Below are 25,168 nucleotides of genomic sequence, written 5' to 3'. Positions count from 1 at the left end.
AGTCTCGGCTCGACCGTGCCCCACGCGCGGCATCACCTTGCCACTTGGGAGAGAGGGCAACATGAGCCACCGTACGTTGAAAGCCGTGCGCAAACCTTTGGCGGCCTGCCTGTTGGTCGCCCTGGTCGCACCGGGCATGGCGTTCGCAGAGACCGCCAAGGAGAAAGCACTGGAAGCACGCGTTGCCGAACTGGAACGCCAGGTCCAGCTGCTGCTGTCTTCGCAGCAACAACAACAGACCCAGATCAGCCAGACCCAGCAGGCGGTGACCGAAGTCCGCACGGTGCAGGCCGAGCAGAAGCCGGTCGCACAGGTGCCGGCCGGCAAGCAGCCGATCCAGGTCACCACCATCACCCCGGGCGCCGCGCCGGGTACCACGGTCAAGATCGGCGGCTTCATCAAGGCCGACTTCCTGGCCACCCAGACCAGCGATGGCCAGTTGGCCGACGACGCTACCGGCCGCTCGCTGTACCTGCCGGGCCAGACCCCGGTGGAAGGCGCCGGTGGCAGCGGCAAGCGTTCGGGCACCGACTTCAATGCCCACGCCAAGTTCTCGCGCTTCAACCTGGGCATCGACAACGTGAGCGAATCGGGCAACAAGGCCGGTGCGTTCTTCGAGATGGACTTCTTCGGCAACTCGCTGGGCAACCAGACCGCCACCAATACCTACGGTGTGACCCTGCGCCACGCCTACATGTACTGGAACAACTGGATGGCCGGCCAGACCTGGTCCAACTTCATGGACGCGGCCGCACTGCCGGAAGCGGTCGACTTCGTCGGCCCCACCGACGGCGTGATCTTCGTGCGCCAGGCTCAGGTGCGCTACACCCAGGGCGGCTTCAGCGTCGCGCTGGAAAACCCGGAAACCACCACCCTCACCGGTACCCGCAATCCGGTCACCGGCGCGTGGACCAACGCCAGCGCCAACTCCGACCGTGGCAGCCTGCCCGATCTGACCATGCGCTATGGCTGGAAGGGCGACTGGGGCACCTTCGGTGTCGGCGGCATCGTCCGTCAGCTGAAGGTCGACAACCAGGCCACCGGTGCCAAGGCCGACAAGGTGGCTGGCGGCCTGACCCTGGGCGGCAAGTGGGTGATGGGTGACAGCGATTCGCTGCACTACCAGCTGACCGGCGGCGAAGGCATCGCCCGCTACATCGGCCTGGGCATCACCGCCGACAGTGCCTACGACGTGGCCCGCGACGAGCTCAACCCGACCGGCGTGCTTGCCGGCTACGTGGGCTGGCGGCATTCGTTCTCGTCGAAGCTGCGCACCAACCTGATCTACGCGCGCAGCGACTACGACAACGACAGCATCCTCGGCCCGCTGGTGACCAAGAGCGTGCAGAGCATCCGCGGCAACATCTTCTACTCGCCGCTGCCCAAGGTCGATATCGGTGCCGAGCTGATGTACGGCCGTCGCGAAGTGGAGAACGGCAACAAGGGTGACATCACCCGATTGCAGTTCACCACGAAATACAGCTTCTAAATGAGTGCCGACCAAGGTCGGCACCTACAGAGATTGTGTGCCGACCAACGGTCGGCACCCACCAACAACGATTGCTTCGGAGGGGAAGCGTCTTATGTCCAGCACTGCATCAAGCCCGCACAATGCGGCGGGCACCCTGACCAAGGGCCACAAGAAAGTCATTTTCGCCTCGAGCCTCGGCACGGTGTTCGAATGGTATGACTTCTTCCTGTACGGCTCGCTCGCGGCCATCATCGCCAAGCAGTTCTTCAGTGGCGTCAATGAAACCACGGGCATGATCTTCGCCCTGCTGGCGTTCGCCGCCGGCTTCTTCGTGCGTCCGTTCGGCGCGGCCTTCTTCGGCAGCCTCGGCGACCGCATCGGCCGCAAATACACGTTCCTGGTCACCATCCTGATCATGGGCATCTCGACCTTCCTGGTCGGCGTGCTGCCCAACTACGCTTCGATCGGTTTCGCCGCACCGGTGATCCTGATCATCCTGCGCCTGGCCCAGGGCCTGGCGATGGGCGGTGAGTACGGCGGTGCCGCCACCTACGTGGCTGAGCACGCGCCGGACGACAAGCGTGGCCTGTACACCAGCTTCATCCAGTGCACCGCCACGCTCGGCCTGTTCATGTCGCTGCTGATCATCCTGGCCTGCCGTTACTTCCTCGGCAACGAAGCCTTCGAAGCCTGGGGCTGGCGCATTCCGTTCCTGGTCTCGATCCTGCTGCTGGGCGTGTCCGTGTGGATCCGCCTGCAGCTGAGCGAGTCGCCGCTGTTCCAGCAGATGAAGTCCGAGGGCAAGGGTTCCAAGACCCCGTTCCGTGACAGCCTGAAGGGCGGCAACCTGAAGCTGATGCTGCTGGTCCTGCTCGGCGCCGCGGCCGGCCAGGCCGTGGTCTGGTACGGCGGCCAGTTCTATGCGCTGTTCTTCCTCAGCAGCATGCTGAAGGTCGATGCCACCACCTCCTACCTGCTGATCGCGGCCGCGCTGGCGCTGGGCGTGCCGTTCTTCATCTTCTTCGGCTGGCTGTCCGACCGCATCGGCCGCAAGAAGATCATCCTGGCCGGCTGCCTGCTGGCGGCTGTTACCTACATCCCGATCTTCAAGGGCCTGACCCACTTCGCCAACCCGGCCATCGAAGAAGCCCGCAGCAGTTCGCCGGCCCTGGTTGTGGCCGATCCGAACACCTGCTCGTTCCAGTTCGATCCGGTGGGCCTGCGCAAGTTCACCAGCTCCTGCGACGTGGCCACTGCCGCGCTGACCAAGGCCGGTGTGCCGTACGACGTGCAGCCTGCCGCCGCCGGTTCGCTGGCGATGGTGAACGTGGGCAGTGCCAGCGTTACCTCGTATGAGGCCGCCGGCCTGACCAAGGAAGAAGGCAAGGCCAAGGCCGATGCGTTCGGTGCGGAACTGAAGACCGCCCTGACCACCGCCGGCTACCCGGCCAAGGCCGATGGCGCCCGCATCAACATCGCCGGCACCATTTTCATGCTGTGGCTGCTGGTGCTGTACGTGACCATGGTCTACGGCCCGATCGCCGCCTACCTGGTCGAACTGTTCCCGACCCGCATCCGATACACCTCGATGTCGCTGCCGTACCACATCGGCAACGGCTGGTTCGGTGGCTTCCTGCCGGCGATCTCGTTCGCGCTGGTGGCCGGTACCGGCAACCTGTACTACGGCCTGTGGTACCCCATCATCATCGCGCTGATGTCGGTGGTGATCGGTGGCCTGTTCCTGCGCGAGACCAAGGACGTGGATATCACCAAGTAACCGGTGTGCCGACCAACGGTCGGCACCCATCGGGTTTCAGGGGCCGCGGTGCAGACCGCGGCCTTTCTGTTTGTGGGCCGTGCCCACTCGGCTCGCATTCCGGTAGTGCCGGCCGCTGGCCGGCAACCTCATGAATCTCCGCGGACATGAAGCCGTTGCCGGCCAGCGGCCGGCACTACCATTGCGTTGCGCAGCACGCCGTATAGTCAGCCTATGACCACCACCACGCCGGCAGACCTCCCCGCCATCCTGCACACCCTGCGCAGCACCTGGCAGGCCCAGCGCCCTTCGCTCGACCAGCGCGAGAATGACCTGCGCCGCCTGCGCGAGGCATTGAAGCCGCGCTTGGACGAAATGGCGCAGGCCATCGCCGAGGACTTCGGCCATCGCGCCCACGTTGAATCGAAACTGGCCGATGGGATGAGTGTGCTGTCGGCCATCGACCACCTGCGCCGCCACCTGCGGCGCTGGTCGAAGCCGCAGCGCGTCGGTGCCGGTTGGCGGCTGTGGCCGGCGCGCGCGCAGCTGCGGCCGACGCCGCTGGGCGTGGTCGGGGTGATCTCGCCCTGGAACTACCCGGTCACGCTGGCGCTGGTGCCGCTGGTCACCGCGATTGCCGCCGGCAACCACGTGCTGTTGAAGCCCTCCGAACACACGCCGCGCACCAGCGCGTTCCTGTCCGATCTGCTGGCCAGCGTGTTCCCGCCCGATCGGGTGGCGGTGGTGCAGGGCGGGGCGGACGTGGCGGCGGCGGTGTCGTCGCTGCCGCTGGACCATCTGCTGTTCACCGGCTCGACGGCCGTCGGTCGCAAGGTGATGGCGGCCGCGGCCGAGCATCTGGTACCGGTCACGCTGGAACTGGGCGGCAAGTCGCCGGCGATTGTCTGTCGCGATTTCCCGCTGGATAAAGCCGCAGCGCGGCTGGCCACTGGCAAGTGGTTCAACGCCGGGCAGACCTGCATCGCGCCGGATTACGTGCTGATCGATACCGTGCGCCAGCGTGAGTTCGTGCAGGCGCTGCAGCAGCAGATACACGAGCGCTACGGTGATTTCAGCAGCGCCGACGACTACACGCGCATCATCAACGAAGGCCAGTACCGGCGCCTGCAGGGCTATCTGACGCAGGCGCGCGAACGCGGTGTGCCGGTCATTCCGCTGGCGCAGGTGGATGACGCGCGCGCCGACCGCGAGCGCCTGCTGGTGCCGACCGTGGTGCTGGACCCGCCGGACGACCTGGACCTGATGCGCGAGGAGATCTTCGGGCCGATCCTGCCGGTACGCGCCTATCCGGATCTGGAGGCGGCGCTGGCCGAGGTGCTGTCCCGTGACCGGCCGCTGGCGCTGTATCCCTTCAGCCACGACACGGCGACGGTGGAACGCATCCTCGGCCAGGTGGTGGCCGGTGGGGTGACGGTGAATGACACCCTGCTGCACTTCGCCGCCGATGGCCTGCCGTTCGGTGGGGTGGGGGCCAGCGGCATGGGCGCGTACCACGGCCGTGCCGGGTTCGATGCGATGAGCAAGCGGCTGCCGGTGCTGTGGCAGTCGCGCTGGGCGGCCAGTGACCGGCTGCGGCCGCCATATTCGAAGATTGCGGGGTTGTTGAAGCTGCTGCTTCGGTAGTGTCGGCCGCTGGCCGGCAAATGCAGGGTCTCGCCGAGGGTTCATGGGGTTGCCGGCCAGCGGCCGGCACTACCGGGCCAGCCCACCCGGTTAGAATGCCCCCATGAAGATCGCCTCGTGGAACGTCAATTCGCTCAATGTCCGCCTGCCGCACCTGGAGCAGTGGCTCAAGGAGTTCGGCCCGGACATCGTCGGTATCCAGGAAACCAAGCTGGAGGACCACAAGTTCCCCGATTCGGCGCTGATCGCCGCGGGCTATCGCAGCGTGTTCGCCGGCCAGAAGACCTACAACGGCGTGGCGCTGCTGTCGCGTGAGCCGGCGCAGGACGTGCAGATCGGCATTCCCGGTTTCGAGGACGAGCAGAAGCGTGTCATCGCTGGTACCTTCGGCGACCTGCGGGTGATCAACCTGTACGTGGTCAACGGCCAGGACATCGGCACCGACAAGTACGACTACAAGCTGCGCTGGCTCGAGGCGGTGCACGCCTGGATTGCCGAAGAACTGCAGCGCCACCCGAAGCTGATCGTGATGGGCGATTTCAACATCGCCCCGGACGCACGCGACGTGCACGACCCGGAGGTGTGGAACGAAAACCACATCCTGACCTCCACCGCCGAGCGCGGCGCACTCAACAAGCTGCTGCAGCTGGGCCTGCACGATGGCTTCCGCCTGCACAATGACGAGGCGGGCACCTTCAGCTGGTGGGATTACCGTGCAGCCGGCTTCCGCCGCAACCTGGGCCTGCGCATCGACCTGACCCTGGTCTCCGACGCGCTGAAGGGCAGTGCGGTGGCCTCGGGCATCGACCGTGAGCCGCGTACCTGGGAACGCCCGAGCGACCATGCGCCGGCGTGGGTGGAAGTAGAGTCGAGCTTGCTCGACTGATCTCCCATGCAGTCGAGCAAGCTCGACTCTACAGAACGGGGCCCGACGATTGCCGGGCCCGTTGTGATGCGTCTGCCGGCCAGCGGCCGGCACGACTGCCGCGTCAGCGTATGCTCTTGCGGGTGAACAGGTTGACGATCGCCAGCAGGATCACCGCACCGATCAGCGAGAACAGGAAGGTGCGGATGGTGATCGCTTCGTTGATGCCGCCGCCGAACAGCCAGCCGGAAATCAGCGCGCCGACGATGCCGACCACGATGTTGAGGATGATGCCCTGCTGGGCATCGCGCTTCATGATGATGCTGGCCAGCCAGCCTACGATGCCGCCGACGATCAGCCAGATGATGATGCCCATGATCGAACCTCCGGTGGGGAACTGTGACCAGTTGACGCGCAGGGCTGTGAACCCGTCGTGGAATTGCGTGATGGGCGCGTGCGGATGAGCCTGCCAGCCACCCTCGATGGCCCGTGGCGCTTCGGTCCGGTGACGGTCTGGCGCTGCCCGCACGTGCCGGGCCACCGCGGTGAGCCGCAGGCGCGGCAGGTGCTGGCGCAGGCATTGGGTACCGCCCCGGAGACGCTGCCGCTGGTCCGCGATGACAAGGGCCGGCCGGAACTGAGCGGCGCACTGGCCCATTACGGCACCGGCTGGAGCCACAGCGGCGAGGTGCTGCTGGTGGCGCTGGGCGAAGGCGTGCGGCTGGGCGTGGACCTGGAGCTGCTGCGGCCGCGGCCGCGCCTGCTGGAGATCGTGCAGCGCTTCTTCCACCCCGAGGAGGTGGCCTGGCTGCAGAGCCTGGACGAGGCCGGGCGCGAGCACTGGTTCTTCCGCGTGTGGTGCGTCAAGGAGGCCATCCTGAAGGCGCATGGCCAGGGCATCTCGTTCGGCCTGCACCGGCTGCAGCTGGCGCCGGGGGCCGATGGTGCCCTGCATCTGCGCTGGTGCGACCCGGAACTGGGCGAGGCCGCGCGCTGGCACCTGCACGAATGGCAGGCCAGCGGCCAGTTCCGTGCGGCATTGGCCTGGTATCCGCACTGAAGCGGGGAATCAGCGCGCAAAACCGGCGATAATGGCGGCATGAGCGAACACCCACTTCCCGCCAGCGTGGATGCCACGCTGGAACAGGGCCTGGCCAGCATGGGCCTGGACGCCGCGCTGGCGCCGCCGCTGCTGCGCTACCTGGCCCTGCTGCACCGCTGGAACGGCACCTACAACCTCACCGCCATCCGCGACCCGCAGGAGATGGTCACCCGCCACCTGCTCGATTCGCTGGCAATGCAGCCGTTCGTGGCTGATGGCAGCCTGGCCGACCTCGGTACCGGCCCCGGGCTGCCCGGCATCCCGCTGGCGATCGCCTGCCCGGGCCTGCAGGTCACCCTGGTCGAGAGCAACGGCAAGAAGGCGCGCTTCATGCGCGAGGCCGTGCGCCAGCTCGGCCTGGACAACGCCCGCGTGGCCGAATCGCGCGCCGAGGCGCTGGACGAGGCCGGCCGTTACGACCAGCTGACCGCGCGCGCGATGGACACCCTGGCCGGCATCGTCCGCGTCGGCGGCCACCTGCTGCGCCCCGGCGGCGTGCTGCTGGCCATGAAGGGCGTCTACCCGCATGAGGAGATCGCGGACCTGCCGGCTGGCTGGCAGGTGCGTGAGGTGACCCCGCTGAGCGTGCCCGGCCTGGCCGGCGAACGCCATCTGGTCACTGTTACAGGTCCCTGATTCCCGCCGCCAGCCCCTTGTGGAACAACGGGTTGGCGATTCACGATTTCCGCAAGGGGCCGGTTGTACGCATAATGACCGGTCCCAGCACACGTCGACGAGGCACACCCGCATGGCCCGCATCATCGCCATCGCCAACCAGAAGGGTGGCGTCGGCAAGACCACGACCGCCGTCAACCTGGCCGCTTCCCTGGCCAACGCACCCAAGCGCGTGCTGTTGGTCGACCTGGATTCGCAGGGCAACGCGACCATGGGCAGTGGCGTGGACAAGCGTGAGCTGGTCTCCTCCACCTACGATCTGCTGCTGGGCGAGTCCAGCGCCGCCGATGTGCGCGTGCAGACCGCCGAAGGTTACGACCTGCTGCCCGGTAACATCGACCTGACCGCGGCCGAGATCCAGCTGATGGCGCAGAGCGAGCGCGAGCAGCGGCTGAAGCGCGCGCTGGCACCGATCCGCGACGAGTACGACTACATCCTGATCGACTGTCCGCCGGCGCTGTCGCTGCTGACGCTCAACGCACTGGCCGCCGCCGATTCGGTGATCGTGCCGATGCAGTGCGAGTACTACGCGCTGGAAGGCCTGAGCGCGCTGGTGGAAACCATCGAAGCGCTGCGTGCCAACCTCAACCCGGCGCTGGAGATCGAAGGCGTGCTGCGCACCATGTTCGACGTGCGCAACAACCTGGCCAACGCGGTCTCGGCCGAGCTCACCGAGCACTTCGGTGACCGCGTGTTCCGCACCATCGTGCCGCGCAACGTGCGCCTGGCCGAGGCGCCCAGCCATGGCCAGAGCATCGTCGGCTACGACCGCGCCTCGCGCGGTGGCGTGGCCTACCTGGGCCTGGCCGGCGAGATCATCCGCCGCAACAACGAACGCAACAAGGCCAGCAAGGCCGTGGAGACCGTCTGATGACCAGCAGCAAGCCGGCAGCCAAGAAGCGAGGCCTCGGCCGTGGCCTGGACGCGCTGCTGGGTCCCAAGGGGGCGGTCAGCCAGGTGCAGGCCACCACCGCGGTGATCGAGCCGCTGCCGGGTGAAGTGCTGCGCAAGCTGGCCGTGGGCCAGCTGCAGCCGGGCAAGTACCAGCCGCGCCGGGAGATGGACGAGGGCAAGCTGTCCGAGCTGGCCGACTCGATCAAGTCGCAGGGCGTGATCCAGCCGATCCTGGTGCGCCAGCTGCCGGCGGGCAACTACGAAATCGTCGCCGGTGAGCGCCGCTGGCGCGCATCGCAGCTGGCCGGCCTGGACGAAGTGCCGGTGGTGGTGCGCGAGCTGGAAGACCGCACCGTCATCGCGATGGCGCTGATCGAGAACATCCAGCGCGAAGATCTCAACCCGCTGGAAGAAGCCGAGGCGCTGCAGCGCCTGATCAGCGAATTCACCCTGACCCATGCCGAGGCCGCCGAGGCCGTCGGCCGCTCGCGCGCAGCGGTGTCCAACCTGCTGCGCCTGCTGGAGCTGCCGGTGGCGATCCGCCTGCTGCTGGAAACCCGCCGCCTGGAAATGGGCCACGCCCGCGCGCTGCTGACCCTGGCCCCCGAGCTGGCCGGCAAGCTGGCGCAGGAAGCGGCCGATGAGGGTTGGTCGGTGCGTGAAGTCGAGCGCCGTGCGCAGGCCTTCGCCGCCGGCAAGGTGCCGAGCAACCGCCCGGTGGCCACGCCGAAGGTGCAGCAGGCCGACATCGCCTCGCTGGAAACCGAACTGTCCGAAGCGCTGGGTGCCAAGGTGGCGATCAGCCACGGCCGTGGCGGCAAGGGCAAGCTGATCATCCACTACACCGATCTGGACACCCTGGACGGCGTGCTGGAAAAACTGCGTACGCGCCAGGGCTGAGCCCGGCGCAGCGCCAGGGGTGCGGCCTGTTCCCGCCGCGTCCTGCAGATGACAGGGAACGCACCGCCGCGCGTGCCGGGGGATGCACTGCTCTCCGGTCCGTGGCCTCATCCAGGGAACAGGACATGAGCAACGCATTCGAAGACGTCAGCCCGGACGGCACCCAGATACTGGTACATCGCCGCGAAAAGGACTTCGCGCTCGCCATCGGCGAAGAACAGCACATCGAGGCAATCAGCGCCCACCTCGAACGCCATCTGGGCCCGGTGTCCGGTGTCTTCCACGAGATCATCTCCGACCTGGTGCACATCGACGTGCACGTGGTGCCGGCCAATGAACACTGCCCGTACCTGCGCCTGGTCACCTCCGGCATGAGCGACCTGCCGATGACCGTGCCCGCCGAGGTGGATGAAGACGTACCGCGCTACATGGAGCTGATGGTGACGCTGCCGGCCGACTGGCCGATCACGCAGGACGCCTTCGAGGACGAACGCAACTACTGGCCGGTGCGCCTGCTGAAGGGCATGGCGCGGCTGCCGCACGAATACGACACCTGGCTGGGCTTCGGCCACACCATTCCCAACGGCCATCCCAGCGAGCCCTACGCGCCGGGCGTGGGTTTCGACGGTGCCATCGTGCTGTCGCCGGTGACCGCCCCGGAGGACTTCGCCACGCTGGCGCTGGAGAACGGCAGGACCATCAGCTTCATGAGCCTGGTTCCGCTGTACCCGGAAGAGATGGACCTGAAGCTGAAGAAGGGCGCCGAGGCGCTGCTCGACCGCTTCGATGCGAAGAACATCCAGGACGTGATCGAACCCGGCCGCACCAACGTGGCGAAGAAGCGTTTCGGTTTGTTCTGAGACCGGTAACATCGGGGCCTGAACTTCGTTTCCAGGCCCCTGTCATGACCATCCTGCTCACCGGCGCTGCCGGCTTCATCGGTGCCTCCACCGCCCGCGCGCTGCTGGAGGCCGGCCAGCCCGTGGTCGGCCTGGACAACTTCAACGACTACTACGACCCGCAGATCAAGCGCGACCGCGTGGCCGCGCTGTGCCCGGCGCTGGACCTGCGTACCCTGGACCTGACCGACCAGCAGGGCCTGGCGGCACTGTTCGACGAAGTGCAGCCGACTGCGGTGATCCACCTGGCCGCGCAGGCCGGCGTGCGCTATTCGCTGGAAAACCCGCACGCCTACGTCGACAGCAACCTGGTCGGCTTCGTCAACATGCTCGAACTGTGCCGCCACCGTGGCGTGCAGCACCTGGTCTATGCCTCCAGCAGCTCGGTCTACGGCGATTCGGCCACACCGCCGTTCTCCGAGGACCAGCGCGTGGACCAGCCGCGCTCGCTGTACGCAGCGACCAAGGCGGCCAATGAGCTGATGGCCTACACCTACGCGCAGCTGTACGGCCTGCATGCCACCGGCCTGCGCTTCTTCACCGTGTATGGCCCGTGGGGCCGGCCGGACATGGCACCGCTGCTGTTCTCGCGCGCGGTGCTGGCCGGGCGGCCGATCGACGTGTTCAACGAAGGCCGCATGCAGCGTGATTTCACACATGTCTCCGACATCGTGTCGGGTATTCTCGGCGCGCTCGCGCATCCGGCCGATGGTCCGGTACCGCACCGGGTGTTCAACCTCGGCAACCATACGCCGGTCGAGCTGGAGCGCTTCATCAGCGTGATCGAGCAGGCCGCCGGTCGCCCCGCGCAGAAGGTCTACAAGCCGATGCAGCCGGGCGACATGGTGCGCACGATGGCCGATACCCGGCGCGCCCATGACGCATTCGGCTTCGACGCGGTGACCCCGATCGAAGAAGGGTTGCCCCCCGTCGTGCAATGGTGCCGCGAGTATTTTGGCGATCGCGCCTGAGGACGGATCCTCACACAGCCGGATTCATCTTCGGATAACCTCGGCTTCGGAGAATGCGCGGTCTTTGTCCCCCTTTGGCCGAGTGCCTTATGAGCCAACCCGAGCTTTCCGTTGTCGTCCCGGTGTTCAACGAACGCGACAATGTCGCCCCGCTGGTTGCCGAAATCACCGCTGCACTGCGTGGACTGCTGCCGTTCGAGATCGTCTACATCGACGACCACTCGCGCGATGACACCCTGGCGGTGCTGCAGGGCCTGAAGGCGACCACGCCGGAACTGCGGGTGCTGCACCACGTGGACCAGAGCGGGCAGAGCACCGCCGTGCGCACCGGCGTCAAGCACGCACGTGCGCCGTGGATCGCGACCCTCGATGGCGACGGGCAGAATGATCCGGCCGACATTCCCAAGCTGCTGGCCGCGCGCGATGCGGCTGAGGCGCAGGTGAAGCTGTTCGCCGGCTGGCGGGTCAACCGCCAGGACAGCGGCAGCAAGCGCTGGGCCAGCAAGTGGGCCAACGCCATCCGCGCGCGCATGCTGCGCGATGACACGCCTGACACCGGCTGCGGCATCAAGCTGTTCGAGCGCAGCGCGTTCCTCGACCTGCCGTACTTCGACCACATGCACCGCTACCTGCCGGCGCTGATGCAGCGTGCCGGCTGGAAGACCACCAGTGTGCCGGTCAACCACCGCCACCGCACCGCCGGCGTCTCCAAGTACAACAACCTGGGCCGTGCGCTGGTCGGCATCCGTGACCTGCGCGGCGTGGCCTGGCTGATCACCCGCAGCAAGCGCACTGCGGTGGAAGAGCGGTGATGGGCCTGGAACTGCACTGGCTCGACCAGCCGCTGACCTGGCTGTACTGGACTGGCCTGCATGTGACCGGCTGGAAGCTGATCGGCTATACCGGCGCGCTGATGTTCGGTGGCCGCTGGCTGGTCCAGTTCGTCGCGTCCAAGCGTGCGGGCAAGCCGGTGATCCCGCGGCTGTTCTGGTACATGAGCGTGGTCGGCAGCCTGATGACGCTGAGCTACTTCCTGTTCTCGGCCAAGCAGGACTCGGTGGGGGTGCTGCAGAACCTGTTCCCGGCGTTCACCGCGCTGTACAGCCTGCAGCTGGACATCAAGCACCGGGGCTGGAAGCGGGACAAGGCGAGCCACTGAGGCCTGCGGGGCCCATCCTGTAGGTGCCGACCTTGGTCGGCACAGGTGTATCGGGGCCCGGCGCATCCACGCATGGCGTGGATCTACTGCGTGCCTCGCGGCCACGCTACGGTAGACGCCGACCTTGGTCGGCGCTGGCTTTGGGGGGGCCAACCTAGGTTGGCCGCTACCCGGGCCCCGGTCTGCGTTGCAGGCAGGACCTTCGTCCCATGCCACGGGCCGTGGGCGGTGCCATCATCAGGGTCTGCCTTCCCGGGAACCTGTGCTCGTGAAAACCCGTCTTGCCGTTGCCCTTTTGATCGCCCTGTCCGCCCCCGCTGTGGCCCTGGCCGCGTCGCCCGCCACCGCCGCACCGGCCAGCGTGGCCGCCGAATCGCCCGCCGATGCCGCCTTCCGCGCGCTGTACGAGAAAGAATGGAAGTGGCGCCAGCAAGGTGGCGGCGAGGCCAGTGAGGACGAGGACGCCCCGGCCAATGCCACCCGCATGCCCGACATCGGCCCGGCCGCGCAGCAGGCTCGCCTGAAGGTGTGGGACGAGACCCTCGCCGCGCTGAAGAAGATCGACCCGAAGACCCTGTCGCCCGACAACCAGGTCAACTACGCGATCTACCGCGACCAGGTGTTCAACCTGGCCGAAGAGACGCGCCTGCGCGGCTACGAGATGCCGTTCAACGCCGACTCCTCGTTCTGGTCCAACCTGTCCTTCATGGCCCGGCGCGAGATGAAGACCGTGCAGGACTACCAGAACTACATCGCACGGCTGAACGATGTGCCGCGCTACTTCGGCCAGCAGACCGAGAACATGCGTGCCGGCCTGAAGCGTGGCTTCAGCGTGCCGCGTGCCGTGCTCGATGGCCGCGAGGTCTCCATCGCCACCGTCGCCGAACTGAAGGACCCGACCGAATCGCCGCTGTACGCGCCGTTCAAGAAACTGCCCAACAGCATTCCGGCCGCCGAACAGGCCAGGCTGCAGGCACAGGCGCGTGAAGCGATCAGCGGCAAGGTGGTACCGGCGTTCCAGCAGCTGCGCACCTTCTTCGTCAACGAGTACGTGCCGCAGGCGCGTACCACCCTGGCCGCCGAAGCGATGCCAGATGGCAAGGCGTACTACAAACAGCAGATCCACGAATACACCACGCTGGACCTGTCGCCGGACGAGATCCATCGCATCGGCCTGGATGAAGTCGCACGCATCCAGAAGGAAATGAACGACATCATCAAGCAGGTGAAGTTCAAGGGCAGCTTCGCCGAGTTCCTCACCTTCCTGCGTACCGATCCGCAGTTCTACGCCAAGACGCCGGAAGAGCTGTTGTCGCGTGCCGCGTGGATCTCCAAGCGGGCCGATGGCCAGCTTGGCAAGTACATGACGCTGCCGCGCGCGCGCTTCACCATCGTGCCGGTGCCGCCGGACATCGCCCCGTTCTGGACCGCCGGCCGCGGTGGCATGGGCACCTACTGGCTCAACACCTACAACCTGCCGTCGCGCCCGCTGTACAACCTGCCGGCACTGACCCTGCATGAGTCCGATCCGGGCCACGCGCTGCAGGGCGCCATCGCCGCCGAGCAGAAGAACCTGCCCGAGTTCCGCCGCAACGCCTACATCTCCGCCTATGGCGAAGGCTGGGCGCTGTACTGCGAGAAGCTGGGCGTGGAAATGGGCATCTACGAAACCCCCTACGAGGATTTCGGCCGCCTGACCTACGAGATGTGGCGCGCCACGCGCCTGGTGATCGACACCGGCGTGCACAGCAAGGGCTGGACCCGCGAGCAGGCGCTGGCCTACCTGCGCGACCACACCGCGCTGAGCGAGCATGAAGTGACCACCGAAGTGGACCGCTACATTTCCTGGCCGGGCCAGGCGCTGAGCTACAAGCTGGGCGAGATCGCCATCGTGCGCCTGCGTGCGCAGGCCGAGAAGGAACTGGGCGACAAGTTCGACATCAAGGGCTTCCACGACACCCTGCTCAAGCAGGGCTCGGTGCCGCTGCCGGTGCTGGAACAGCAGATCCAGGCCTACATCGCCGAACGCAAGAAGGCCTGACCGCTACCGGGTAGTGCCGGCCGCTGGCCGGCAACCTGCACGCACCGCAATCGTTCGACATTGCCGGCCAGCGGCCGGCACTCCCTCGGACCGGGAAACGGGGTCGGATCACAGGATCCGACCCCGTGGTCTTTCAGCCCACCGCCCGCGGCTTGGCCACCCGTGCAGCGAAGGTCGGCAGCACCAGCAGGGTCAGCACGGTGGCGGTGATCAGGCCACCGATCACCACCGTCGCCAGCGGCTTCTGCACCTCCGCGCCGGAACCGCTGGCAATCGCCATCGGAATGAAGCCGACGATCGCCACCAGCGCGGTGGTCAGCACCGCGCGGATACGGCTGGAGGCACCGTTGATCGCCGCCATCATCGGCAGGTCGCCGGCATCCAGCCGCTCGCGGATCGCCTGCATCAGTACCAGGCCGTTCAACGTGGCCACGCCGGAGACGGCGATGAAGCCAACCGCCGCCGACACCGAGAACGGCATGCCCCGCAGCAGCAGCGCGAGGATGCCGCCGACCAGCGCCAACGGCACGCAGCTGAACACCAGAATGGCCTCCTTGCCACTGCGCAGGGCCATGAACAGCAGGCTGCCGATCAGCAGGAACACCACCGGCACCACCGTTGCCAGTCGCTTCTCCGCGCGCTGCAGGTTCTCGAACTGGCCACCCCAGGTCAGGTAGGCACCCGGCGGCAGCGCCACGTCGGCCACCGCCGCCTGCGCCTCGCCGACGAAACCGCCCAGATCGCGACCGCGCACGTTGGCCTGCACCACCACGCGGCGGCTGCCGTTGTTGCGGCTGATCTGGTTCGGCCCTTCGCTCACCGTGATGCGCGCTACCGATGACAACGGAATCACCAACCCCGAGGGCGTAGCAATCGGCAGCGAGGCCAGCTGGTCCGGATCGTTGCGCGAGGCATCGTCCAGGCGTACCACCACGTTGAAGCGGCGATCACCTTCGAAGATCTTGCCGGCCGCCGTGCCACCAATGCCGGTGGACAGTGCATCGCTGACGTCCGCAGCAGTCAGGCCGTACTGCGCCGCCGCCACGTGGTCGATCGCCACGTTGAGCGTCGGCAGGCCGGAGATCTGCTCCACCCGCACGTCGGCCGCGCCATCCACCGCACGCAGCTTCAGCGCCACCTGGTCGGCCACCTTCTGCAGCTGGCTGAAGTCATCGCCGAAGATCATCACCGCCAGGTCGGTACGCACGCCGGAAATCAGCTCGTTGAAGCGCAGTTCGATCGGCTGGCTGAACTCGAAGCTGTTGCCCAGCTGCTGCCCGGCCAGCTTTTCAAAGCGCGCCACCAATGCCTCCTTGTCCAGCTTCGGATCGGGCCAGTCCTTGCGCGGCTTCAGCACGATCACGCTGTCGGAGATATTGGTCGGCATCGGGTCGATGGCCGCCTCGGCGGTACCGGTACGCGAGAACACGGTCTCCACTTCCGGCTGCTTGGCGATCGCCTTTTCCAGTGCCAGCTGCATCGCCAGCGACTGTTCCAGCGAGGTCGACGGCACGCGCAGGGCCTGCATCGCCACGTTGCCTTCGTCCAGCGTCGGCATGAACTCGCGGCCCAGCAGCGAGAACGAACCGATGCCCACCACCACCATCATCACCGCACCGGCCAGCACCGTGCGCGGATGCGCCACGGCCTTGCGCACCACCGGTTCGATGCGCGCACGCAGCACGCGGATCAGCTTGGTTTCGTGCTCGCCGTCGTCCGCATGCGCGTCGCCGTCCTTCACCTTGGGCTCGCGCACCAGCAGCGCGGCCATCGCCGGCACGAAGGTGAAGGAGAAGATGAAGGCACCCACCAGGGCCAGCATGAAGGTCGCCGCCATCGGGTGGAACGTCTTGCCCTCCACACCTTCCAGCGTGAGGATCGGCGCGAACACCAACAGGATGATCAACTGTCCGAACGCCGCAGGGCGCGCCATCTTCATCGCCGAATCGGCGGCCACGCGCAGGCGCTCCATCGCGGTCAGCGCACGGCCCAGTTCGGCGCGGCGCTGGCCCAGCATCAGCAGCGTCGACTCGACCACGATCACCGCACCGTCCACCAGGATGCCGAAGTCCAGCGCGCCCAGGCTCATCAGGTTGCCGCTGATGCCGAAGCGGTTCATGCCGATCACTGCGAACAGGAACGACAGCGGAATCACCAGCGCGGTGATCGTCGCTGCACGCAGGTTGCCCAGCAGCAGGAACAGCACCACCACCACCAGCAGCGCGCCCTCGGTGAGGTTCTTGGCCACGGTCTTGATGGTGGAATTGACCAGCACGCTGCGGTCCAGCACCGGCGCGGCCACGATGTCGGCCGGCAGCGACTTGTTCACCTGTTCCAGGCGCGCCGCAGCGGCCTGCGCCACGGTGCGGCTGTTGCCACCGGCAATCATCAGCGCGGTACCGAGCACGGCTTCATGGCCGTTGCGGCTGGCCGCGCCCAGGCGCGGCGCGCGGCTCAGATCGACGTCGGCCACATCGGCCACGCGCACCACCACGCCATTGCGGGTCGCCACCGGGGCCTGTGCCAGATCGTCGGTGGTCAGCGCCAGGCCATCGGCACGTACCACCAGGCCCTCGCCGGCACGCTGTACAAAACCGGCACCGGCCTGCACGTTGGAACGCTGCAGGGCAGTGACCAGGTCGGCCAGGCCGAGGCCGTGCGCGGCCAGTCTGGCGCTGTCCGGATGCACGCCGTATTCCTTTACATAGCCGCCGACCGTATCGACGCCGGCCAGCCCCGGGCTGGAACGCATCTGCGGCGCGATGATCCAGTCCTGCACGGTGCGCAGGTAGGTCGCACGTTCTTCGGGGGTACGCAGCAGGTTGCCTTCCGGCGTGCGGTAGACCTCGCCGGCCTGCCAACCCGCTTCACCGGGTTTGGCCAGTTTGGCCGGATCGAACGCAGTGAAGTCCACCGTCCACATCAGCACCTCGCCGAGGCCGGTGGTGACCGGCGACAGCATCGGCGACGCGCCATCGGGCAGGTCTTCGGAGGCCTCGCGCATGCGCTCGGCCACCTGCTGGCGGGCGAAGTAGATGTCGGTCGCATCGGTGAATATCGCGGTCACCTGCGAGAAGCCATTGCGCGACAGCGAACGCGTGGTGGTCAGGCCGGGAATGCCGGCCAGCGCGGTTTCCAGCGGATAGGTCACCTGCCGCTCGATCTGTTCGGGCGTCAGCGCCGGTGCCACCGTGTTGATCTGTACCTGGCGGTTGGTGATGTCCGGCACCGCGTCGATCGGCAGCTTGCCCAGCTGGAACAGGCCCACGGCGGCGATCAGCGCGGCCATGAACACCACCAGCCAGCGGTGGCGCACCGCTGTTTCAATGATCAGCTTGAACATGGTCGCCTCCTCAGTGGCCGTGCTCGGCTTCGCCCTTGGCCAGTTCGGCCTTGAGCAGGAAGGCGTTGCTGCCAACGATGCGCTCGCTGCCGGTCAGGCCACCGAGGATCTCGATGCGGTCACCGGCGCGACGGCCAGCAAGAACCGGCTGCACCTTGAAGCCGCCTTCGACAGCGACGAACACTGCACTGCTGCCATCGACGTTCTGCACCGCATCGGCCGGCACGCTGAGCGAGCCGTCCTGGCCTTCAGTGACGACCACGGCCGATACCGGCGAACCGGCCGGCGGCAGCGAAGCATCCACCGGCGTGGCACGGATCACCGCGACGCCGCCCTGCTGGCGCACATCGGCGGCCGAACCGGTGACGGTGGCGGTGAAGCTGCCACCCGGCACGCTCACTTCCAGCTTCATGCCGGGCGTGACCTGTGCGGCCAGCGCCGGCGGTGCGGTGAACACCAGCTCGTTCATCGTCGGGTCGGCGACGTCGGCCACCGCGCTGCCGGCGGCGACCACGCCACCCGGGGTGACCTGCACGTTGCCGACGATGCCGGCTACCGGGCTGGTGATGCGCACGCGACCGCTGCTGTCCGGCGAACCGTTGGCAGCGGCCTGGGCCTGCGCGGCGGCGGCCTGGGCCTGTGCCGCCAGCGAACGTGCGCGCGAGGTTTCCATTTCCTGGCGGGCGACCACGCCCTGGTCGACCAGCGCCTTGTCGCGGCCATAGGCCAGGCGCGCGGCTTCGGCTTCGGCCGATGCGGCCAGCGCATTGGCGCGGAACACCGCGGCCTCGCCACTGACCACGATGGCCAGTGCCTGGTTCTGCTTCACCGCCGTGCCCGGCGCGACCAGCACGCGCTCGACGCGGCCGGTCACCGTGGAGGCCACTGAAGCGCGGGCGCCCACGGTGGGCTCGACCCTGCCGGACAGCCGGGTCGAGCCACCACCACCGCGACCGATCGCGACCACTTCGATACCGGAGGCCTTGATCTGTTCCGTGGTCAGCGCAACCACGCCTTCGTCAGCATCAGCGGGGGCCTTGGCGGCTTCCGCCTTGGCTTCCTTGCTGTCGGTCGCGTGGCCATGGCCATCGTCGGTGCCCGCCTTGGCCGCGGCGGGGTCTTCATTTGCAGGTGTCTGCGCGTTGCCAGCGCAGCCGGCCAGCAGGACGGTCAGCAGCACGCCGCCGATCAGCGGGAAAGTACGGGAGAGAGTCATGGGGCCTCCACAAAAGGTGCGCGCCCTTCAAGGCGGGCAAGATCGATTTCCGCGCCGACGCGCGACAGGCGTGCGTCCACGGCGGTGCCGCGGGCGGCGATGAGAGCGCTGCGGGTGCTGCGCAGTTCCAGCTGCGAGATGCGTCCTGCATCGAAGCCGACGCGGGCCAGGCGATACGCCTCTTCGGCGGCGACCACGCTTTCATCGGCGGCGCGGGTACGGCTGCCGGCGGCTTTCAGTCCGGCTACGGCGGACAGGCGTGCGGCCTCGCTGTCGCGGCGCTGCTGGTCCAGGCGTGCTTCGGCCGCGCGCTGGTCGGCATTGGCGGCGCGGATGCCACCGCGGTTGCGGTCGAACAGCGGGATGCTGAGGCTGACCCCGAGGTTGTAGGCACGCTCGCCGCCTTCGCGGAAGCGGGTCTGCGCGGCGGTGACGCTGAGGTCGGGCAGGGCGCGCTTGCGCTCCACGTCGACCAGCTTGCCCGCCGCATCGGCTTCGGCTTCGGCGATGCGCACCGCCAGCGCCACGTCGGTGGCGCCGCGCGGCAGCGGCGGCGCCCGGTCGAGCAGGCTGTCGTCGATCGATTGCACCGGCGCATCCAGCAGCGCGGCACCGGCCAGGCGGGCCAGCGCGGCATCGCGGAAGGCCTGCGCCTCATCCAGTGAAGCACTGGCGTTGGCCACTTCGCTCTGCGCCTGCACCGCACGCAGCTGCGGCTCGCGGCCCTGCTTGACCATCGCGTTGACGGCGTTGGCGTCATCGCGGGTGAGGGTCAGCGCTTCTTCGGCCAGGGTGTAGCGGCGCAGTGCACTTTCCGCCTGTGCGTAGACCACCGCCAGCTGGCTGGCCACATCGCTGCGACTCTGCGCGCCACGCAGGTTGGCCGCCTGTGCCTCGGCGCGGGCGGCACGGACACGCGCGCCACGCTGGCCCCAGACCTCCAGCGGCTGGGACAGGGTGAGCACGGTATCGGCCTTGCCCATGCCGCCATAGGAGCCGGTGCCCCAGGCGTTTTCGGCAGAGTAGGAAAGGGAAGGGTTGGGCAACGCACGGGCCTGGTCGGCGCGCGCATCGGCGGCCTCGGCCAGTGCCGTACCCACACGGGTGCCGGGCAGCTGGTCCAGGCGTTCAAGCAGGGTGTCGTAGGAAGGGGCGGCTTGTGCCGACGCCTGCATTGCCGGGGCCAGGCCCAGCAACACGGCGACGACCAGCCCGGCCGCGCGCGGCGACCGAGGTGTCAGGATCGACATAGGGGGATTCCGGTTGTGAGTGAAACGGGAGCCCGCAATCGCGGGACGCGCTCAACTCACGCCCGGGGGGGACGCGTCAATTCATCCTGGGCGACCGCATAGGTCGCCACGTCGCCGGCATTCATCCAGCGCGCCGGCAGCGGCGTACCGAAGGCGGCGAAATCGTTCGCTGGCAGGCTCAGCGTGGAGTGATGGCAGTGGTTATGCGTGCAGGCACCCGTGTGCTTGCTGTCGCTGTCACCGCCTGCATCGTCCGCAAGGGACTCGACATGGGCGCTGCTGGCATGCGGTTCCACCGCACACACCAGTGCGTCGGCCACCGGCACGACCACGAATGCCGCCATCAGCAGCATCATCAGGTACGTACGCAGTTGGCGGGTGATCCGGCGCATGGAAGGGAGGCTAGCAAGCGGTTTTCGCCGGATACAATATCAATGGCCACCTCGGGAATTCGTCGGAACCTCCCGTTCAGGTGGGCCGCGTCGCCTGCTTTGGTGGGGATCAACCTCCTGCCTTGGTGGGTGTCGACCTCCCGCCCTGGTGGGTGCCGACCTTGGTCGGCACGCTTTTCGGCCCCACCAGGTTGCCGGCCAGCGGCCGGCACTACCCGTGTCACGGCAGCTTCGCGATCACCTTGATCTCGAACTGGAACCCGTACAGCCAGGTCACGCCGATGCCGGTCAGGGTCGGGTGCGGCGCCTCGCCCCAGTACTCGGGCACGATCGCCCAGGCCTTCTGGAAGTTCGTTTCCGGGTCGACCAGGAACACGGTCACGTCGACCACGTCATCGAACGTGCAGCCTGCGGCAGCCAATACCGCATTGAGATTCTCGAAGGCGCGGCGCACCTGCGTTTCGAAGTCCGGCTCGGGCGAGCCGTCCTCGCGACTGCCGACCTGGCCGGAGACGAACAGGAAGCCATTGGATCGGATCGCCGGCGAGTAGCGGTTGCGCTCGTACAGGGCCTGGCGGCCGGCGGGGAAAACGACATCGCGCTGTGACATGGGGAAGATCCCGTGGGAGAGAACACCATCCTCCCCCGCCAGCGCTGTCTGGATAAACCGCGATGATCGGCCTAGATTGATTGCTAATTCCAAACAATCATGGCCCGCCATGGACCGTTTTGAGGCGATGCGGGCGTTTGCCCGGGTGGTGGAGACCGGCAGCTTCACCCGCGCGGCGCAGACCCTGCAGATCAGCCGCACCACAGCCACCCAGCTGGTGCAGCAGCTGGAGGCGCACCTGCGGCTGCGCCTGCTCAATCGCACCACGCGCCGGGTCAGCGTCACCGCCGATGGCGCGGCCTACTATCCGCGCATCGCCCGGCTGCTGGCCGAACTGGAAGAGGTGGAAGGCGGGCTGGGCGACGCGGCCACCCAGCCGCGCGGACGCCTGCGCGTGGATGTGCCCGGGCCGTACGCGCGGTTGCGGCTGGTACCCGCACTGCCGGATTTCCAGGCGCGTTACCCGGAGATCCAGCTGGACATCGGCGTCAGTGACCGCGAGGTCGACGTCATCGTCGACAACGTCGACTGCGTGATCCGTGGCGGCACGCCGGCCGATCCTGCACTGGTGGCGCGACCGCTCGGCGCGCTGCCGATCGGTTTCCACGCCAGCCCGGGCTATGTGCAGCGCTTCGGCCTACCGACCGATCCGCGCGCGCTGGAAGGGCCCGATCACCACATGGTCGGCTTCCTCAGCCCGCGTAGTGGTCGGGCGAGAGTATTCAGCGCGCAGCGCGGCGATGAGCGCGTTGAGGTGCAGGGCCGCTATACGGTCGGCTTCGATGACGGCAACGCCTATCTGGCCGCCGCGTTGGCGGGGCTGGGCGTGGTGGCGCTGCCCAGCTACATGGCCGAGCCGCATGTGGCGCGTGGCGAGCTGTTGCCGGTGTTGCTGGACTGGCAGCTGCCGCCGATGCCGATGCACGTGATGTTCCCGCCGAACCGGCACATGAGCCAGCGGTTGCGGGTGTTCATCGATTGGGTGGTGGAGGTATTGGGGTGACACGCACCGGGCGTGCGAAAATCACCACAGCACGCAACAGGAAACAGCCCCACGCATGAGTCGCATCGTCGCACTGGATACCGAAACCACCGGCATCTCCCACCGCCTGGGGCACCGGGTGATCGAAATCGGTGCCGTCGAACTGATCGATGGCCAGCTCACCGGCCGCCAGTTCCACACCTACCTGCAGCCGCAGCGCAAGGTCGATTGGGGCGCGCAGCGGGTGCATGGCATCAGCGATGCGATGCTGGTGGGCAAGCCACTGTTTTCCAGCAAAGCCGCCGAACTGCTCGACTTCCTGCGCGGCAGCGAGATGGTCGCGCACAACGCCACCTTCGATGTGGGGTTCCTGGACAACGAGCTGCGCCTGTCCGGCATCCCCGGCACGCTGGCCCAGCATTGCCGCATCACCTGCAGCCTGAAGCTGGCGCGGGGGCGCTGGCCTGGCCAGGGCAACAAGCTGGACGATGTGCTGCAGCGCCTGCGCATCCCGGGCAACCGGGGCCTGCATGGCGCGTTGAAGGATGCCCATCTGCTGGCCCAGGTGATTCCGCACCTGCGTTGAGCCAGTCCTTGCCGCTCCGGTAGAGCCGAGCCCACGCTCGGCTGCTGTGTCCCGGAATGCCTGAGCCGAGCATGGGCTCGGCTCTTCAGGCCAGGTGGGGCCGCCGCATTCAGCCCCAGCCTGTGGGTAACTTGCGCAAGTGCTTGAACCCGTGCATAATGCGCGGCTCGCTGTGTCCGGTTTTCTACCGGGCGGCGCCCCCGGGAGCACGTCCCCGGCCGCCCAACGCCAGCGTAACCCTTTGATTCTCTTGACGTGTGGTGGGCAACCATCGAGGCCGCCGTCTCCCGGGCTACGGGCTGACACAACTTACTATCGAGGTGCGCAATGTCCCGCGTATGCCAGGTTTCCGGCAAGCGAGTGCAGACGGGTAACAACGTCTCGCACGCCAACAACAAGACCCGTCGTCGTTTCCTGCCGAATCTGCACGAGCGCCGCTTCTGGGTTGCCAGCGAAAACCGCTGGGTGAAGCTTCGTGTTTCCGCGCATGCACTGCGCACCATCGACAAGAACGGTATCGATTCCGTTCTGGCTGAGCTGCGTGCGCGCGGCGAAAAGGTCTGAGGAGTAGACGATCATGGCAGGCAAGCGCGATAAGGTCCGTATGATTTCGACCGCTGGTACCGGTCACTTCTACACGACCGACAAGAACAAGAAGAACACCCCGGGGAAGATGGAATTCTCCAAGTACGATCCGGTCGTGCGCAAGCACGTCCCGTACAAGGAAGGCAAGATCAAGTAATCCGCAAGGATTGCTGATCCCCGCGAAGAAACCCGCCCTTGTGGCGGGTTTTTTCATGCCCGGTGTTCCCGTGGTGGGTGCCTGTGGGTGCCTGTGGGTGCCGACCGTTGGTCGGCACACTCCCCCCACACCCGGTAGGTGTCGACCTTGGTCGACACGCTGGTTCAAAGCAGTCGAGCGCAGCTCGACTCTACACACCCCGCTGGGCAGAATGGCCCATCACCTCCCGACGGGCGACACGATGCTGTTCGAGTGGTTGCTGGGTTCGTACCTGCTGCTGATCGACTGGCTGATCCGGCTGGTCGCGCTGTGCTGGATCCCCACCCGCACGACGCCGGGTGCGGCGCGCAGTTGGCTGCTGCTGGTCGGCTTCGTGCCGCTGCTGGGCCTGCCGCTGTACCTGCTGTTCGGCCACCCGTGGCTGTCACGCGAGCGCATCCGCCGCCAGGCCGAGGCCTCGCAGGTCATCCGCGAGGAACAGGCGCTGCAGCATCGCCTGCGCTGGACCCCGCAGCCGGACACCGCCTGCGCCGAGATCGTGCCGCTGGTGCAGCGCCAGGGCGACTTCATGCCGGTGCACGGCAACGCGGTGGACCTGCTGACCGACTACGACGAATCGCTGCACACGCTGATCGCCGACATCGACCAGGCCGAAGACCGCGTGCACCTGCTGTACTACCTGATGTTCGACGACGCGGTGGGCGAGGCGGTGGTCGAGGCACTGCAGCGTGCCGCCGCCCGTGGCGTGCAGTGCCGTGTGCTGCTCGACGCGGTGGGCGCCAAGCGTGGCCTGCGTGCCTATCGCAAGCGCCTGCAGGCGCGCGACATCGAAGTGCGCGCGATGCTGCCCGGCGGCCTGCGCTGGCGCCGCAGCGGGCGCATGGACCTGCGCAACCATCGAAAGATCGCGGTGATCGACAACGAAGTGGCCTATGTAGGTTCGCAGAACCTGGCGGGCCCGCAGTTCGTGCCCGGCCACCCGAACCGCGAGCTGGTGGCGCGCGTGCGCGGCCCGGCGGTGGCGCATCTGGAAGCCGTGTTCGCCAGTGACTGGTACATGGAGACCGGCCAGCGCCTGGATGTGATCGCCGATGTGCCCGAATGCGGCGACGACATCGCCACCCAGCTGCTGCCCAGCGGCCCGGCCTACCCGTACAGCAACGCGCGCGACGCGGTAGCCGCGCTGATCCACCTCGCACGGCGCCGGCTGGTGATGGTCACCCCGTACTTCGTGCCGGACGAAGCCACGCTCAGCGCCTTGCGCATTGCGGCGTTGTCCGGCGTGCAGGTGCAGCTGATCCTGTCGGCCAGCAACAACCAGCGGCTGACGTCGTGGGCGCAGGAGGCGTACTACGACGAGCTGCTGCGCTGTGGCGTGCGCATTGCCCTGTACGAACCGCAGTTCCTGCACGCCAAGCACATGAGCGTGGACGAGGACATCGCCGTGCTCGGCTCGATCAACATGGATATCCGCTCGTTTGCGCTGAATGCCGAGATCGGCCTGATCTGCTACGACCGCGCGCTGGTGAAGCAGTTGTGCGCAATCGAGGATGGCTATCTGCGTGAGTCGCGGCAGCTGGATCTGCAGCAGTGGCGCAGCCGCCCCACGTGGCGGCGCAGCCGCGAAGGCATCGCACGGCTGGCCGATGCGTTGATGTAAGGCACTGCCG

The 25,168-nt window shown here is 67.3% G+C and carries 24 protein-coding genes; 18 read left to right on the top strand and 6 right to left on the bottom strand.

All coding sequences use genetic code 11. The features are described from left to right. Positions 1-61: 61 nt before the first annotated feature. The 4 genes from AC13GF_RS16405 to xth all read left to right on the top strand — a co-directional run bounded on the left by AC13GF_RS16405 (position 62) and on the right by xth (position 5,757). Positions 62-1,489 (top strand): DcaP family trimeric outer membrane transporter, encoded by a 1,428-nt coding sequence (locus tag AC13GF_RS16405; RefSeq protein WP_483005321.1) that lies wholly within the window; start codon positions 62-64, stop codon positions 1,487-1,489. A 94-nt stretch (positions 1,490-1,583) separates the two neighbouring features. Then, entirely contained in the window at positions 1,584-3,248 is a 1,665-nt protein-coding gene (locus AC13GF_RS16400; RefSeq protein WP_088435990.1) for an MFS transporter, read from the top strand. A 213-nt stretch (positions 3,249-3,461) separates the two neighbouring features. Beyond that, positions 3,462-4,871 (top strand): coniferyl aldehyde dehydrogenase, encoded by a 1,410-nt coding sequence (locus AC13GF_RS16395; protein WP_483005320.1) that lies wholly within the window; start codon positions 3,462-3,464, stop codon positions 4,869-4,871. 103 nt (positions 4,872-4,974) lie between these two features. Further along, complete coding sequence (gene xth, locus AC13GF_RS16390) at positions 4,975-5,757, top strand: exodeoxyribonuclease III (RefSeq protein WP_279947924.1); 783 nt, start codon at positions 4,975-4,977, stop codon at positions 5,755-5,757. A 103-nt stretch (positions 5,758-5,860) separates the two neighbouring features. Here xth and AC13GF_RS16385 read toward each other — a convergent pair whose 3' ends face one another. Further along, positions 5,861-6,112 carry a GlsB/YeaQ/YmgE family stress response membrane protein gene (locus AC13GF_RS16385; RefSeq protein ID WP_005411656.1) on the bottom strand — a complete coding sequence of 84 codons (252 nt, stop codon included), beginning with the start codon at positions 6,110-6,112 and terminating at the stop codon, positions 5,861-5,863. Between the two features lie 84 nt (positions 6,113-6,196). Between AC13GF_RS16385 and AC13GF_RS16380 the strand changes: the two genes are divergently transcribed. From AC13GF_RS16380 to AC13GF_RS16340, 9 genes are all read left to right on the top strand, one after another. Further along, complete coding sequence (locus AC13GF_RS16380; RefSeq protein ID WP_483005319.1) at positions 6,197-6,796, top strand: 4'-phosphopantetheinyl transferase family protein; 600 nt, start codon at positions 6,197-6,199, stop codon at positions 6,794-6,796. A gap of 39 nt (positions 6,797-6,835) precedes the next feature. Then, complete coding sequence (gene rsmG, locus AC13GF_RS16375) at positions 6,836-7,474, top strand: 16S rRNA (guanine(527)-N(7))-methyltransferase RsmG (protein ID WP_483005318.1); 639 nt, start codon at positions 6,836-6,838, stop codon at positions 7,472-7,474. Between the two features lie 112 nt (positions 7,475-7,586). Then, on the top strand, positions 7,587-8,384 hold the full coding sequence (locus AC13GF_RS16370) for a ParA family protein (RefSeq protein ID WP_032976776.1): 798 nt from the start codon (positions 7,587-7,589) through the stop codon (positions 8,382-8,384). Continuing rightward, on the top strand, positions 8,384-9,307 hold the full coding sequence (locus tag AC13GF_RS16365; RefSeq protein ID WP_019338308.1) for a ParB/RepB/Spo0J family partition protein: 924 nt from the start codon (positions 8,384-8,386) through the stop codon (positions 9,305-9,307). The genes AC13GF_RS16370 and AC13GF_RS16365 overlap by 1 nt, the downstream gene beginning before the upstream one ends. 125 nt (positions 9,308-9,432) lie before the next feature. Beyond that, entirely contained in the window at positions 9,433-10,167 is a 735-nt protein-coding gene (locus tag AC13GF_RS16360; protein ID WP_483005317.1) for a suppressor of fused domain protein, read from the top strand. 44 nt (positions 10,168-10,211) lie between these two features. Beyond that, entirely contained in the window at positions 10,212-11,177 is a 966-nt protein-coding gene (locus AC13GF_RS16355) for an NAD-dependent epimerase/dehydratase family protein (protein ID WP_483005316.1), read from the top strand. A gap of 89 nt (positions 11,178-11,266) precedes the next feature. Next, positions 11,267-11,989, top strand: coding sequence for a glycosyltransferase family 2 protein (locus AC13GF_RS16350; RefSeq protein ID WP_483005315.1), 723 nt, complete (start codon positions 11,267-11,269; stop codon positions 11,987-11,989). Next, a complete protein-coding gene (locus tag AC13GF_RS16345) occupies positions 11,989-12,336 on the top strand; it encodes a lipid-A-disaccharide synthase N-terminal domain-containing protein (protein WP_057500910.1) in 348 nt (115 codons plus the stop codon). The genes AC13GF_RS16350 and AC13GF_RS16345 overlap by 1 nt, the downstream gene beginning before the upstream one ends. Before the next feature lie 268 nt (positions 12,337-12,604). Further along, positions 12,605-14,377 (top strand): DUF885 domain-containing protein, encoded by a 1,773-nt coding sequence (locus AC13GF_RS16340; protein ID WP_483005314.1) that lies wholly within the window; start codon positions 12,605-12,607, stop codon positions 14,375-14,377. A gap of 133 nt (positions 14,378-14,510) precedes the next feature. Here AC13GF_RS16340 and AC13GF_RS16335 read toward each other — a convergent pair whose 3' ends face one another. The 5 genes from AC13GF_RS16335 to AC13GF_RS16315 all read right to left on the bottom strand — a co-directional run bounded on the left by AC13GF_RS16335 (position 14,511) and on the right by AC13GF_RS16315 (position 21,188). Further along, positions 14,511-17,720 (bottom strand): efflux RND transporter permease subunit, encoded by a 3,210-nt coding sequence (locus tag AC13GF_RS16335; RefSeq protein WP_483005313.1) that lies wholly within the window; start codon positions 17,718-17,720, stop codon positions 14,511-14,513. Positions 17,721-17,730: 10 nt separating this feature from the next. Continuing rightward, complete coding sequence (locus AC13GF_RS16330; RefSeq protein ID WP_126928183.1) at positions 17,731-18,936, bottom strand: efflux RND transporter periplasmic adaptor subunit; 1,206 nt, start codon at positions 18,934-18,936, stop codon at positions 17,731-17,733. Then, positions 18,933-20,186 carry a TolC family protein gene (locus AC13GF_RS16325; protein WP_108759242.1) on the bottom strand — a complete coding sequence of 418 codons (1,254 nt, stop codon included), beginning with the start codon at positions 20,184-20,186 and terminating at the stop codon, positions 18,933-18,935. Before AC13GF_RS16325 ends, AC13GF_RS16330 begins: the two co-directional genes overlap by 4 nt. Positions 20,187-20,242: 56 nt before the next feature. Further along, entirely contained in the window at positions 20,243-20,578 is a 336-nt protein-coding gene (locus AC13GF_RS16320; protein ID WP_006402574.1) for a hypothetical protein, read from the bottom strand. Between the two features lie 220 nt (positions 20,579-20,798). Further along, positions 20,799-21,188: a RidA family protein gene (locus AC13GF_RS16315; protein ID WP_483005312.1), complete on the bottom strand. Its 390-nt coding sequence runs from the start codon at positions 21,186-21,188 to the stop codon at positions 20,799-20,801. 109 nt (positions 21,189-21,297) lie between these two features. On the opposite strand from AC13GF_RS16315, the gene AC13GF_RS16310 reads away from it, so the two are divergent. The 5 genes from AC13GF_RS16310 to cls all read left to right on the top strand — a co-directional run bounded on the left by AC13GF_RS16310 (position 21,298) and on the right by cls (position 25,158). Further along, a complete protein-coding gene (locus tag AC13GF_RS16310) occupies positions 21,298-22,191 on the top strand; it encodes a LysR substrate-binding domain-containing protein (protein ID WP_483005311.1) in 894 nt (297 codons plus the stop codon). Positions 22,192-22,246: 55 nt separating this feature from the next. Further along, positions 22,247-22,756, top strand: a complete 510-nt coding sequence (dnaQ, locus tag AC13GF_RS16305; protein ID WP_483005310.1) for a DNA polymerase III subunit epsilon — start codon at positions 22,247-22,249, stop codon at positions 22,754-22,756. A 327-nt stretch (positions 22,757-23,083) separates the two neighbouring features. Beyond that, a complete protein-coding gene (gene rpmB, locus AC13GF_RS16300) occupies positions 23,084-23,320 on the top strand; it encodes a 50S ribosomal protein L28 (protein WP_005411638.1) in 237 nt (78 codons plus the stop codon). A gap of 10 nt (positions 23,321-23,330) precedes the next feature. After that, entirely contained in the window at positions 23,331-23,498 is a 168-nt protein-coding gene (gene rpmG, locus AC13GF_RS16295; protein ID WP_170272460.1) for a 50S ribosomal protein L33, read from the top strand. Positions 23,499-23,739: 241 nt separating this feature from the next. Next, the gene (gene cls / locus AC13GF_RS16290; protein ID WP_483005338.1) at positions 23,740-25,158 is read left to right on the top strand and encodes a cardiolipin synthase; all 1,419 of its coding nucleotides are present in this window, start codon (positions 23,740-23,742) and stop codon (positions 25,156-25,158) included. Positions 25,159-25,168: the final 10 nt, after the last annotated feature.

It is taken from the genome of Stenotrophomonas sp. 22LJNL06-5-1 (genome assembly GCF_056861455.1).
The sequence above is the reverse complement of the archived record's forward strand: the minus strand, read 5'-3'. Positions and strand labels throughout refer to the sequence as shown.